The 13,576-nt window shown below is 55.0% G+C and carries 11 protein-coding genes; 8 read left to right on the forward strand and 3 right to left on the reverse strand.

Features of this window, described 5'->3' with window-relative positions; genetic code table 11:
* Window positions 1–643: AzlC family ABC transporter permease (locus tag AC1V0D_RS13465; RefSeq protein WP_482907568.1), on the reverse strand; the 643-nt coding region annotated here is incomplete at its 3' end.
* Between the two features lie 111 nt (window positions 644–754).
* On the opposite strand from AC1V0D_RS13465, the gene AC1V0D_RS13470 reads away from it, so the two are divergent.
* Window positions 755–1,303 (forward strand): helix-turn-helix domain-containing protein, encoded by a 549-nt coding sequence (locus AC1V0D_RS13470; protein ID WP_046102838.1) that lies wholly within the window; start codon window positions 755–757, stop codon window positions 1,301–1,303.
* On the opposite strand, the gene AC1V0D_RS13475 is transcribed toward AC1V0D_RS13470, so the two are convergent.
* Window positions 1,304–1,642: an ASCH domain-containing protein gene (locus tag AC1V0D_RS13475; protein ID WP_111207213.1), complete on the reverse strand. Its 339-nt coding sequence runs from the start codon at window positions 1,640–1,642 to the stop codon at window positions 1,304–1,306.
* Window positions 1,643–1,732: 90 nt separating this feature from the next.
* Here AC1V0D_RS13475 and zigA point away from each other — a divergent pair, with 90 nt between their 5' ends.
* Together zigA and AC1V0D_RS13485 are read left to right on the forward strand one after the other, a co-directional pair.
* Window positions 1,733–2,962, forward strand: a complete 1,230-nt coding sequence (gene zigA / locus AC1V0D_RS13480; protein ID WP_267371277.1) for a zinc metallochaperone GTPase ZigA — start codon at window positions 1,733–1,735, stop codon at window positions 2,960–2,962.
* Window positions 2,963–3,055: 93 nt separating this feature from the next.
* On the forward strand, window positions 3,056–4,234 hold the full coding sequence (locus AC1V0D_RS13485) for an NAD(P)/FAD-dependent oxidoreductase (protein ID WP_482907569.1): 1,179 nt from the start codon (window positions 3,056–3,058) through the stop codon (window positions 4,232–4,234).
* 3 nt (window positions 4,235–4,237) lie between these two features.
* On the opposite strand, the gene AC1V0D_RS13490 is transcribed toward AC1V0D_RS13485, so the two are convergent.
* Window positions 4,238–5,608 carry an aldehyde dehydrogenase family protein gene (locus AC1V0D_RS13490; RefSeq protein ID WP_009092743.1) on the reverse strand — a complete coding sequence of 457 codons (1,371 nt, stop codon included), beginning with the start codon at window positions 5,606–5,608 and terminating at the stop codon, window positions 4,238–4,240.
* Window positions 5,609–6,065: 457 nt separating this feature from the next.
* Between AC1V0D_RS13490 and AC1V0D_RS13495 the strand changes: the two genes are divergently transcribed.
* From AC1V0D_RS13495 to AC1V0D_RS13515, 5 genes are all read left to right on the forward strand, one after another.
* On the forward strand, window positions 6,066–6,995 hold the full coding sequence (locus tag AC1V0D_RS13495) for a RepB family plasmid replication initiator protein (protein WP_009092744.1): 930 nt from the start codon (window positions 6,066–6,068) through the stop codon (window positions 6,993–6,995).
* Window positions 6,996–7,968: 973 nt separating this feature from the next.
* Complete coding sequence (locus AC1V0D_RS13500; protein ID WP_482907570.1) at window positions 7,969–8,358, forward strand: hypothetical protein; 390 nt, start codon at window positions 7,969–7,971, stop codon at window positions 8,356–8,358.
* Between the two features lie 157 nt (window positions 8,359–8,515).
* A complete protein-coding gene (locus AC1V0D_RS13505; protein WP_009092746.1) occupies window positions 8,516–9,715 on the forward strand; it encodes an AAA family ATPase in 1,200 nt (399 codons plus the stop codon).
* A gap of 7 nt (window positions 9,716–9,722) precedes the next feature.
* Complete coding sequence (locus tag AC1V0D_RS13510; protein WP_337025764.1) at window positions 9,723–10,694, forward strand: ParB family protein; 972 nt, start codon at window positions 9,723–9,725, stop codon at window positions 10,692–10,694.
* Window positions 10,695–11,905: 1,211 nt separating this feature from the next.
* On the forward strand, window positions 11,906–13,354 hold the full coding sequence (locus AC1V0D_RS13515; RefSeq protein WP_009092748.1) for a sugar porter family MFS transporter: 1,449 nt from the start codon (window positions 11,906–11,908) through the stop codon (window positions 13,352–13,354).
* The last annotated feature ends 222 nt before the right edge of the window (window positions 13,355–13,576 follow it).

A 13,576-nucleotide genomic window follows, 5' to 3' on the forward strand; every position in this document is an offset into this window, starting at 1 on the left:
GGCCCAGCAGCGAAAACAGCACCGGCATGCCTGCCGGTACCAGCGGCGTCGCCACCAGTGACAGCAGCGCGCCAACGGTGGCGGGGATCCGGGTGCGTCGCTGCCGCAGCGCCGGGAAAATCAGAGCGATAAGAATCGCCGGAAACACCGCATCCAGTCCGATGACCGAGATATCGGGGATGAACTGACCAATCATCGCCCCGGTCATCACGGTGATCGGCCAGATCAGCCCGATACCGATGCCGCACAGCCAGAATGCGCAGCGCCGCTGAGCCAGCTGCGGCTGAGAGATGCCAAAGACCACGCTTTCATCATTCATGATGTGACAGCCAAACCAGCCCCGTGGTCCCTGACCCACCAGATCCTTGACCGCGATGCCAAATGGCAGATGACGCGCGTTCACCAGCAGGCCCGCCGCGGCGGCGGTAAAGGGACTGCCTCCCCCGGCTACGATGCCGATGAACAGAAATTCTGACGCCCCCGCCAGCACCAGCGTTGAGAGGGCCAGCGGCACCCAGAGCGGGAATCCGTCGGCAGACGCCAGCGAGCCATAGGATAAACCGACAATACCGTCAGCGACGCAGACAAGAAAGATCGCTTTGATCACCCCCTTGTCCAGAACCTGCATGTGCGGAAAAAGCATCACTCCCTCTCATAATGAACATATAATCCGATATAATGAACACGTTATAATCGATTTACAAGTCGAACGTTTCGTTCGATATAAAAAACAGTGCATCTGTCAGGAGTGCAAGTGAATACCCCTATCAGCATTATCGCCAGTGCATTAGTGCGGGAACGTCAGCGGGCAGGCCTGTCGCTGGCCGAAGTGGCACGCCGTGCCGGGATTGCCAAATCGACCCTGTCACAGCTGGAGGCCGGTGTGGGCAATCCCGGCATCGAAACGTTGTGGTCACTCTGCGTGACGCTGAACATCCCCTTTTCGCGCCTGATGGAGCCGGACACCCGTCAGCTGCAGGTGATCCGCCGTGGAGAAGGCCTGTCGGTGACCGCTGAGCTGGCCGATTATCAGGCCATTTTACTGGCTTCCTGTCCTCCCGGTGCCCGGCGTGATATCTACCTGCTGGAGGTTCAGCCTGGCAGCGAGCGCGTTTCACATCCGCATAATCCCAATACGGTCGAGCATATTATTATTGCCCGCGGCCGGGCGCTGGTCGGGCCGGTCGATACGGCGGTCGAACTGAACGTCGGGGATTACATTACCTATCCGGGTGACGAACCTCATCTTTTCCGCGCACTGGAAGCGGATACGCTGGCGATGATGATTATTGAGAATCACTGATCACCCTCCGGTCAGGAGAGGCTGACTCTGTTCGGGCGTCAGGTGGGTAATCAGCTGCACCTGACACGCCAGCGTGATGGCCGGATAGTGCTCACGCATCCCCGCCAGCAGCACCGCATCCGGCCACTCTGCCTCCTTTCCCAGTGCGGCGGCGACATCGGATAACCGCAGGGTATCTATCCGCGTCACCCACACCACCACCGAGTCCGCCGCATTCTGCTGATTGACCAGCCTCAGCGGACCGGTGACGATCTCGCCCTCCTGCCAGCGCACCGTCGAGGTTTTTTCGCCACGCCTGACTTCAGGCATCAGACGCGGAACGAGCGTGAGTTGTTGCATGACGTCTCCTTTTTTTGCGTCCCGGTTGAAAACAGCGCCATAAATGTTATGTTATAACATATCAATTGGTCACTCATTACAGGTAATACTATGCCACTTTCCACCCTGACATCAGAAGATCTGCGTCTCCCCGTTGCGGTTCTCTCCGGCTTTCTCGGTGCCGGTAAAACCACCCTGCTTAACCATATTCTCAACAACCGGGAAGGACGCCGCATCGCGGTCATCGTCAATGATATGTCTGAAGTGAATATTGACGCGGCCCTGGTGCGTAACGGCGGTGCGCAGCTGTCGCGCACCGATGAAAAACTGGTTGAAATGAGTAACGGCTGCATCTGCTGCACGCTGCGTGAAGATCTGCTGGTAGAGGTAAAAAGGCTGGCTCAGGCGGGACGTTTTGACCATCTGGTGATTGAATCCACCGGTATTTCGGAGCCGCTGCCCGTGGCGGAAACCTTTACGTTTGAGGATGAAGAGGGTGAAAGCCTCTCCGCCTATGCCCGGCTGGACAGTATGATCACCGTAGTGGATGGCTTTAACTTCCTGCGCGACTACCGTTCGGTGGACGATCTGCAGTCGCGCGGCGAGTCGCTGGGCGCGCAGGATGAGCGCGCGGTGGTGGATTTGCTGGTGGATCAGATCGAGTTCTGTGATCTGCTGGTGCTGAACAAAACGGATCTGCTCAGCCCGGCGGAGCTGCATCAGCTGCAGGGCATGCTGCGGGCCCTCAATCCCCATGCCCGCATCGTAAACAGCGAATTCGGGCAGGTTCCGCTGGCGACGCTGCTCAGCACCGGCCGGTTCGATTTCGACCGGGCCGCGCAGGCTCCCGGCTGGCTGCAGACGCTGCGCGGTGAGCATCAGCCGGAATCAGAAGAGTACGGTATTCGCAGTTTTGCCTGGCGTGCCCGTCGTCCTTTTCATCCCGCGCGCTTCTGGCAGGTGGTCAATCACCAGCTGGAGGGCGTGATCCGCTCTAAAGGGTATTTCTGGCTCGCCAGCCGGCCGGGTTATGCGGCGCTCTGGTCACAGGCGGGCGCGGTAGCGCGCCAGGGTTACGCCGGACGCTGGTGGGCCAGCGTGCCACGATCCGACTGGCCGCAGGATGCGGACACCCTTAACTTCATCGCTGAACAGTGGCAGGAAGGCGTCGGGGATGCACGTCAGGAGCTGGTCTTTATCGGTATTGAGATGGACGAGGCACATATACGGGACGCGCTGGAACAGGCGCTGCTGACCCCTGAGGAGATGGCGATGGGACCGGAGCAGTGGGTCACCCTGCCCGATCCGGTGCCCGCCTGGTTTGATGAGGTGACGGCCTGACAGGAGAGTTGACGGCACTTCCGGGCTCCGTAATAGTGAACTGACCCGGCGGGCGACCCTCGCCCGCCGATCTTCATTCCGGGGAAGCCAACTATGCCACAACGTATTGCCGTTATCGGTGCCGGCGTGCTGGGTTTAGCCGTTGCGCAGTCACTCTCCCGCCGCGGCGCGCAGGTGACGGTCTTTGATAAAAACCTTCCCGGCTGCGGCACCAGCCAGATCAGCTATGCCTGGGTTAACGCTAACGGCAAAGATCCCGCCCGTTACCATGAGCTTAATGCCGCTGCGATTGACGAACACAAGCGCTGGCAGGCTGCACACCCGTCATCGCCACAGTGGCTGCTGGAAACCGGTACGCTGGAGTGGGCGAGCGATGAAGCCACTCAGCGTCAGCTGGAGCAGCGAGCCGCGAAACTCTCCGCCCTGCGCTATCCCGCCGAAACCCGCGATCGTGCCGCGCTGCTGAGCGCACTGCCGGAGCTTCGACTCGATCCCCGTATTCAGCAGGGATGGTATTTCCCTTCGGAATGCCTGCTCTATCCGAGCCTGTTTATCGCCTCTCTGATAGCCGACCTGCGGGCCAGTGGTGGCCAGCTGGTCTGCAACAATGAGGTGACCACGCTGACCGAATCAGACCGCGATATTCAGCTGACCCTGGCCAGCGGTGAAACCTGGCAGGGGGATCAGCTGGTGCTGGCCTCCGGCCGCTGGGCTCCGGAACTGATGAGCCAGTGCGGGCTGCAACTGGCGATGACCGATGCGAACCGGGCCGATCCTGTTGCCTGCAGTTTTCTGGCACAGACGCAGCCGTTACCCGTCTCGCTCAACTGCAATCTGATTACACCGGAACTTAATGTACGGCCGGATGGCGCGGGTCGTCTGATGCTGCAGGCACTGGATCTGGATCAGCACGCCGATCCGGCCCGTCCGGCTTCTCCTGATGGGCTGATTGGAAAAGAGATGCTGCGACGCCTGCAGCGGCTTTTCAGGCAGTGCGAAGGCGCGAGGATTGAGCGGATAGAAACGGGACAGCGGTCGCGGCCGTCCGATGGACTGCCTGCGCTGGGGTATATCAGTGATGCTTCACGTGTCTACCTGATGGTCAGCCATAGCGGGATGACCCTTGCCCCGTTGCTGGGCAGGCTGGTGGCAGAGGCGATGCTGAGCGGAACAGCTTCACCGATGCTGAGTGCTTTTGCTCCGCATCGGCTGCTGCGTCCGCTCAGTGCGGGTTCCAGACCCGCACCTGCCTATCTTCCGGCTGCACAGTAACGCTTAGCGGCGATTCTTCCACACGGTCTGGACGTTACAGAACTCATGTACGCCGAAATGTGACAGTTCACGGCCGTAGCCGCTTTTTTTCACGCCGCCGATGGTGACACGCGGATCGGATGCGCCGTTGCCATTCACAAAGACGGCCCCGACTTCCAGCTGCAGCGCCAGCTGATCGGCGATCGCTTCGTTACCGCTCCAGACGGTGGCGCTGAGGCCAAAGTCGCTGTCGTTGGCGATCTCCAGTGCATGTTGTGGATCGCGTGCGACCGCAATGGCGGCGACGGGGCCGAACAGCTCCTCTCTGAAAGCGGTCATGGCAGGCGTAACATCGGCAAGAATAGTCGGAGCATAATAATTCCCCTCCCCTGCTACCTTCTCGCCGCCCAGTACCAGACGGGCGCCTTCACGCAGTGTCGCCTTAACCTGACCATCCAGTTCATCACGCAGATCGGCGCGTGCCATCGGGCCCAGGAACGTCTTTTCGTCCAGGGGATCGCCCATGGTCAGGGCCTGCACGGCTGCGGTGAAGCGTTTTTCAAAGGCTTCTGCGATTGGCGCTTCCACAATAAAGCGCTTGGCAGCCATACAGACCTGTCCGGTGTTCTGGAAACGTCCGATGACGGCTGATTTCACGGCTTCATCAAGATCGGCGTCTGCCAGTACGATGAAGGGATCGGATCCGCCCAGTTCCAGCACGGTCTTTTTCAGTGCTGCGCCCGCCTGTGCGGCAATAGCGGCACCTGCCCGTACGCTGCCGGTCACCGCAACAGCGGCAATCCGGTCATCCCTGATGGCGACGGAGACCCCATCATTGTCGACGTTAATCAGGTTAAAGCCACCAGCTGGCAGATCGGTTGCTTCAAAGAGTTCCGCCATCAGCGTGGCGCTTCCCATGACGTTTGGCGCGTGTTTCAGCAGGTAGGTGTTCCCGGCCAGCAGCATGCTTACTGCACCGCGCAGAACCTGCCACAGCGGGAAATTCCACGGCATCACCGCCAGGATGACGCCCAGAGGACGAAACCGCTGCCAGGCATCAGCAACCTGCGTCGGCTGATCGGCCAGCATGGCCGGGCCATGTTCAGCATACCAGTCGCATAGGTTCGCGCATTTCAGAACCTCTGCGCGCGCCTGAGCAATCGGTTTGCCCATCTCCAGGGTAATGGTGCGGGAGAGATCGTTTTCCCGCAGTCGGATCTGTTCGCCCAGCTGACGCAGGACACGAACGCGATCGTCCATGCTGCTGCGCTGCCACAGGGCAAAAGCAGAGGCGCTTTTTGTCAGTGCCTGTTCAAGTTCTGCAGGGCTCTGAAGAGGATAACGAGCCAGAATTTCGCCGGTTGCCGGATTACGTGAGAGTACATGTTCAGTCATGGTGCCCTTTCCTTATTCTTTCAGTGATGAAAATACGATACGCGCTGAAGTTGATGATGAAAAATGAATAATAGTGAGGAAGTTGTTTATTTTTCGAGAATGCAGGTGGCAGGATTGCTGCGAACTGGCTTCCGGCGCGAAATGTACAGAGAGACGAGATGCAGCCTGAACGCTTCTGAAGCATAAGCGAATGAGGAAGTTATCCACTTATACAGTGACCCGATCCTAAAAAACGATCCTTAATAGATCATATAGAGATCCTAAGAGATCCCCGATCGTCGCAGGCCGCACCCACCAAGGGCTTAAAGGGTGATCGCGTTCACTATAATCAGTAAAGTGTTCACTGTAATCAGTACTTTATTCACTGTACCAGGTAGCATGTTCACTGTAAACAGTGCTAATGTTCACTGTAGTCAGAAAACGATCCCTTTCATCCACAGAATGAAGATCCTACGCCATGGCAGATAAAGACAATGAAAATAAAGCGTTGCTAGAACCTTTTCTGTCAGTGACCAAAAACAGTGGTGAAGTTATTCAGCTTCACCCCAATAAGAATAATACCGTTCAGCCGGTCGCCTTAATGCGTCTGGGACTGTTCGTGCCGACCCTGAAATCGACGGCTCGCGGTAAATCCGGTGCGATGGCCTCAACGGATGCGACTAAAGAACTGAAGAACCTGACGCTGGTGAAAGCCGAAGGTTACGAAAAGATTACCATTACCGGCGCGCGGCTGGATATGGATAACGATTTCAAAACCTGGGCGGGCATCATTCAGTCGTTCTCCCGCTATCCCACCAAAGGCGATACCGTCACACTCCCCTTTATCGACTTTGTGAAGATGTGCGGCATTCCCTCGGCAAACTCTTCAGCCGCACTGCGTAAGCGCCTGGACGCGTCGTTACGCCGTATCGCGACCAATACCCTCTCCTTTGAAGGCAATGGCAAGGCGTATCACACCCACCTTGTTCAGTCTGCTTATTACGATCGCGAAAAGGATATCGTGCGTATTCAGGCTGACCCAAAGCTGTTCGAACTCTATAACTTTGACCATAAAGTCCTGCTTCAGCTGCGCGCGATATCCCGTCTGAAGCGCAAGGAGTCTGCTCAGGCGCTCTATACCTTCCTGGAGAGTCTGCCCACCAATCCGGCCCCTATCTCACTGGCACGCCTGCGCATGCGCCTGAATCTGGGCTCCAAGACCACGACGCAGAACCACGTGGTACGACGTGCGATGGAGCAGCTGAAAGAGATTGGCTATCTGGACTATTCAGAAGTAAAGCGTGGTCGCTCAGTCTTTTTCATTATCCACAGCCGTACGCCAAAGCTGGATGGCATCAGCAATCTGGAGAGTATTGATTCCCTGGATGACATCGAATTTGATGATTAAAGGCTCGCGTTCACTGTAATCAGCAGACCGCGTGGCAGTGTCACTTTCCCGCTGCCTGTGGGAAGCGAGCCTCTCCTCACCATTCACTGTAATCAGTCACCCCCACCCATTCACTGTATTCAGCAACGTTCACTGTAATCAGTAGCCTTTTACCTCTCAGAACAATAACAGCGATAATCCTTTTCCTGCAGATGCCACCTTTTCAGGGATTTAAACGAAAGTGTGTACTCACATACATTTCTCGTCATATTCTCTGCGCTGACGTTTACTGATTACAGTGAACGTTCCGAAGCGTCTTCCTTTGACCTGCTGCTGATTACAGTGAATGCAGGAGTCTCTCCCTGCTTTAAAGCAGCGTGATGATGATGCACCGGTTCAGCGCGCTGTGATCCTCTGCCGCCAGAGTCAGAACAGCGGGGTTGCGTGACTGATTACAGTGAACAGTTACAGGCTAAGGCTGCCGTTATACAGGGTTGCGGAACGCTGCGTGACCTCTACTGATTACAGTGAATGTTTCTGACGCCTGCCTGAAGCTTGCATGCTGATCAGGAGACGATCGGAAGCGTTGTACTGACTACAGTGAATGTAGTACTGATTACAGTGAATGCCTGGCCGTTAACGAACAATTGCTGCTCCTGTTTGCTGATTACAGTGAACGTTAGCAGGGAATCAGAGATACCCTGCAGAGACGTTGTCAGTTACCGCGTCAGGGCAGGGCCCTGATTAATCCTTACAGCAGCCAAACCGGATCTGACATTTCTGCTGATTACAGTGAATGTCAGCCTGGACTTTGTTCAATTACCGACTACAGTGAATAGTAGCCCAAAGTGGGCCGGCTGATTACAGTGAACGTTACCAGCCACACGCAGTTAGCTATCCGCCGGTGAAGTGACAGTTTCACCTTTTATCTGCTGTTCCGCGCCATGTTTGCCCTCCGCGAAGAAGGTCAGCAGACTATTGCTGATTACAGTGAATGTTTACCCTTCCCTCTCTGCCTGAAATGGCCTATAACCTCCCCCTGCTGATTACAGTGAACATCAGACAGGCTATCGTCAGCAAACTGAACGCTACTGATTACAGTGAACGTTTTGCTTTGTGCTGGCTGAGCCACGAAAGCGACTTCTTCCCGCTGAATGCAGATATCTGCAGGTTGCCCAATTCTGATCTGGCGCGCCATCCTGCCGATCGTTACCGGCATTGTGATTATGCTGCTGCTGATTACAGTGAATTTTTTCCGCTTATCTTCCTGTGCCTGCTGCTTTTCCCTCTTATCTGTCATTGCAATGATGCACTGCTTACCCTTAAGCGGCTCACTCATTACAGTGAACGTTGTGCTGATTACAGTGAATGTTTCCGGTTCTGAGCGCGCGATATCGTTCCGCTCTGCAGCAATAGTGTGATGAAGCTCACTATAACCCGTGCTGTTACATGAAAACGCAGATTGTGTTGAGAAGATAATTTATTGCCTCATGTGCAGGATTTCTGTATAAAGTCGTAAATCCTACATATCTGGAGCAACTATGGCTAACGACGACAAGCAGGTGATGAAAGTTGCACAGCGTTCAGAACGCATGCTGCTCAGTCTCACCGAGCAGATTCAGGCGCAGAAGCAGGAACTGCATGAAAATACCTATTATCAGGTTTACGCCAAGGCGGCGTTAGCCAAGTTGCCTAAACTGACCCGAGCCAGCGTCGATTATGCCGTTAATGAGATGGAAGAGAGTGGCTATCAGTTTGATAAACGCGCCGCAGGGACGTCTGTTAAGTACGCCATGTCGATCCAGAATATTATCGATATTTATCATCATCGTGGCGTGCCAAAGTATCGCGACCGCCATGGTGAAGCCTACACCCTCTTTGTCGGCAATCTGAAGGGCGGCGTTTCCAAAACCGTTTCTACCGTTTCCCTGGCGCACGCCCTGCGCGCCCACCCCCATCTGCTGTTTGAAGACTTGCGTATCCTGGTTATTGATCTCGATCCGCAGTCCTCAGCCACGATGTTTCTGAACCACGAGCGCTCAGTAGGGCTGGTGGAGGCGACGGCTGCTCAGGCGATGCTGCAGAATGTCTCGCGGGATGAGCTGGTTAACGAATTTATCGTTCCTTCAATCATTCCCGGCGTTGATGTGCTGCCAGCCTCGATTGATGATGCCTTTATCGCTTCGCGCTGGGATGAGCTTTGCGCTGAGCATCTGCCACAGCAGAACGTTCATGCCGTGCTGTATGACAACGTTATCGCTAAGCTGAAAAAAGATTATGACTTTATCTTTGTCGACAGCGGGCCGCATCTGGATGCGTTTCTCAAGAACGCCATCGCAGCTTCTGACCTGCTGATGACGCCGGTTCCTCCGGCCCAGGTTGACTTCCACTCAACGCTTAAGTATCTGACTCGCTTGCCAGAGCTGATCGCGATTATTGAAGATTCCGGCGCAACCTGCCGCTTACAGGGCAACATCGGCTTTATGTCAAAGCTCTCAAATAAAGCAGACCATAAACTCTGCCACAGTCTGGCAAAAGAGATTTTTGGTGGCGATATGCTTGATGCAGCCCTTCCCCGCCTGGATGGTTTTGAACGTTGTGGTGAATCCTTTGATACGGTCATTTCCGCGAACCCGTCGACCTACGTTGGCAGCAGCGAAGCCCTGAAAAATGCGCGCTCCGCCGCAGAGGATTTTGCAAAAGCCGTTTTCGACCGTATCGAATTTATTCGCCTGAACTGAGGTTTGTATGAGCGCAAAAAGAATCACGATTGGCAGAACCTTCAGCCAGACGCCACTGGAAAATGATGCACCTGATAGCCAGCACAGCCAGACTTTCGTGCTGGCTACCGGCAAGCGTGCGCAGTTTCGTTTTGAACGCATTGCCGCAGGCGATGTTGAAAGCAAAACCTTTGTCACGATGGAAACCAACGGACGCGATCAGGCAGGACTGACACCTGATTCCCTGCGTGACATTATCCGCACCATCAAACTGCAGCAGTTTTTCCCTGCGATTGGTGTGATGCGTGACGATCGCATCGAGATCCTTGACGGCTCACGTCGCCGTGCCGCAGCGCTTTATTGCAAGACCGGTCTGGATGTCCTGATAACCGAATCGCCTGTCACCGCCGATGAGGCGCGCAGACTGGCGCAGGATATTCAGACGGCCCGGGAGCATAACCTGCGTGAAGTGGGAATGCGGCTGCTGACGCTTAAGGATGGCGGATTATCACAAAAAGAGATTGCCGAAAATCAGGGGCTGTCTCAGGCAAAAGTCACGCGTGCGCTTCAGGCTGCCAGCGTGCCTGCCGATCTGATTTCCCTATTCCCTAATCAGGCTGAACTCACTTATCCGGACTATAAAGCGTTATTGCAGGCAGCGGAGAAGCTGAACGAGTCAGGACAAAGCACAGAGGCGCTGATTGAAGCCATCTCGATGGAAATTGATGTGGTGTGCGCCCGCGAAGGTCTGGCGGAGGATGAGATTAAAAATCACATCCTGCGACTGATTCGTCAGGGGAGCCAGACGCTGATCAAGGAACCGGAGAAAGATAAAACGCACTCTGTGGCGCTCTGGTCATTTGCAGACAAAGACCGCTTTGCCCGCAAAAAGGTGCGTGGCCGGATGTTCAGCTATGAGTTTAACCGGCAGTCGAAAGAGTTGCAGGAAGAACTGGATAAAGTCATCGCCGAGACGCTAAAAAAATATCTCAACCGCTGAGTACGCCCTTTTCTCATCAGCCAGCCTTCGGGGCTGGCTTTTTTTTATGGTTATCCCTGCATACGCCGTCTGACAGACGACTTAAAGGCGAATTTCAGGCTGAAATCGCCATGATTTCAGCGTGTGGATAATGATTAACCTGTTGAATAACATGTGTTTATTCATGAAAATTCTGCTTTCAGCCGTCATGAAATCGCCACGTCATCAGCCCCTTTGACGCGCGCTTCGTTGCCGCCTGGTTTATGCTGAAGGCATACTTTGCCTTTCTCTGCTTTACCTTCTTATTGCGCTGGATCGTGCCTCCTGGTCAGGGTAACGGCATACTGCTGTCGCCAAGGTGCTTCATTAGTAACCAGCCCGGCCTGACTGATTTTAAGTTGTCGTGCCTTAGCTCAGAATTATTCAGCGCCGTCCGGCGGACTTTAAGTAAAAGTGCGCTTGTCTGCGTGGTGATTCTGACCTTAAACCGTTGTATTTAATCTTTATGTACTGAGAATTTCAGCCTGAAATCGCCATTTGCGCCACTACCCCGTCACCAGCGTGGTGTTTACAAATGAACAGAAAGGAGGAGAAACGAAGCCTGTCTGCTTCATAGCCGCGTGAAGCTCAGCCAGTATGAAAAGATACTCAGAAAATATCCCTCAGTTATCCACAGAAAAAGTGGATAACTTTTCTCTCCGCTAATAAGCCTGCTACTGTTTACAGTGAATCGGGAAGTCATCGGTTCCGGGTACTGCACCGACAGACTTTACGCCCTGCTTCCCACGGCTGTCCCTTTGCACTTATCGCCACACGTCGCCCCTGGCCACTGGCATCGATAAGGTAGCGCAATCATCCGATCTGTTCATAACGATAGTGCGTCGATATTCCACCTGCACTGTCCACTGCAATCAGTAAAAGGCCGTTCAGGTGTCATTCCGGGTTGTCAGGATAAGATCGGAAAATGCACATTTCTGCCAGCCAGCTGACGCGGTATCCGCCGGACAGCATCACCATGAGCGATGTCATCACACCGGCAGAGGGTTAGTCAGTCAGCGCGACTATCACGCTGATTAACCTGTTTTAAAAGTCACGCTTTATAAAAAGTGCCTTGCCAGAGCTAACTCCAGAATACCGTCTACACTTCTTTACACAATTGGTGCGAATGTTCCATTTCTGGTCCGTATGAAATTTAATCAGGCGGGCCGCTTAACTTTTATGACAGGGATATGATGAGTATTAATACTTCAGACTCGGGTGATACAGGCGACCACGCGCCAGCCGATACGGTTCGCCAGCGTATTTTTCTGGTGGTGCTGGTGGCGACGATGGGAGCGCTGGCTTTTGGTTACGACACCGGCATTATCTCAGGTGCATTACCTTATATGACGTCCCCGCCTGCTCAGGGCGGGCTGGGGCTTAACTCCTTCACCGAAGGACTGGTCGCCTCTTCGCTGGTGTTCGGGGCCGCGATCGGTTCTTTCCTCAGTGGTTTCTTCTCTGACCGCTTTGGTCGCCGTATTACGTTACGTTCACTGGCGGTGATTTTCGTGCTGGGTTCACTGGGAACTGCGCTGGCGCCTTCGGTCAACGTCATGGTGGCAATGCGCTTCCTGCTGGGTATCGCTGTCGGCGGTGGCTCGTCGACTGTGCCGGTGTTTATCGCCGAGATTGCCGGGCCGCGCCTGCGTGCGCCACTGGTCAGCCGTAACGAGCTGATGATTGTTACCGGGCAGCTGGTCGCCTACGTTGCCAGTACGCTGCTGAGCTATCTGCTGCATGATGAGCACCTGTGGCGCTATATGCTGGCGATTGCGATGGTGCCGGGGCTTCTGCTGTTTATCGGCACCTTCTTTGTGCCTGCATCACCACACTGGCTGGTGGCGGAAGGCCGACTGAAAGAGGCGAAAAAGATCCTGAAGTACCTGCGCGAGACGCCGCGTGAGGTGCGCCATGAGATGGCGCAGATGAAGAAGCAGGCGAGGGCGGCAGAGCGGGGTCCGGATGCAAAAACCCTGATCCGTGAGAAATGGGTCATCCGGCTGATGATCATCGGCGTCGGTCTGGGCTTCGTCGCGCAGTTTACCGGCGTTAACGGGTTTATGTACTACACGCCTATTATCCTGAAGTCGACCGGTCTGGGCACCAGTGCCTCGATCGCCGCTACCATCGGTAACGGCGTGGTATCGGTACTGGCCACCTTTGTCGGCATCTGGGCTATCAGTCGCTTCCCGCGTCGCACCATGCTGATCACCGGTCTTTGCCTGGTTGTCACCGCGCAGATTCTGCTGGGCAGCGTGCTGACCTTTATGAGCACCAGCCTGATGCAGAGTTATCTGGCGCTGGCCTGTATTCTGCTGTTCCTGTTCTGCATGCAGATGTGCATCTCGCCGGTCTACTGGCTGATGATGTCGGAGCTGTTCCCGATGCAGCTGCGCGGCGTCCTGACGGGCGGTGCAGTGTCACTTCAGTGGATTTTCAACGCGGTGGTCGCGTTTGGCTTCCCGCCGATCATGGAATATGCCGGCAGCACCACCTTCTTTATCTTTGCCGCGATTAACGTCGGATCGCTTATCTTCGTGATGGCGATGGTGCCGGAAACGCGCGGAAAGAGTCTGGAAGAGATCGAATCGCACATGAAAGAGAAGTTTGGCGAAAAGCAGAAAGCCGCTGAAGCCTGATAATTCCACCCCCGGATTCGGCACACGCGCCGAATCCGGTTTTCCTCTCCGCATTCCCCTCAATCTGCCTTTTTCTTCCTCCGGCTGATGCGTCACTAGAATAAACGTTCACTGTAATCAGCATAGAGGTGTGGTCTGTTTTTATACCGCTCTGGCGATTTCAGGCTGAAATCGCCAGAAAACAACGCATCACTCTCCCGGTAGCTATTACAGAACCGGTCA

It is taken from the genome of Pantoea sp. PA1 (assembly GCF_056856975.1).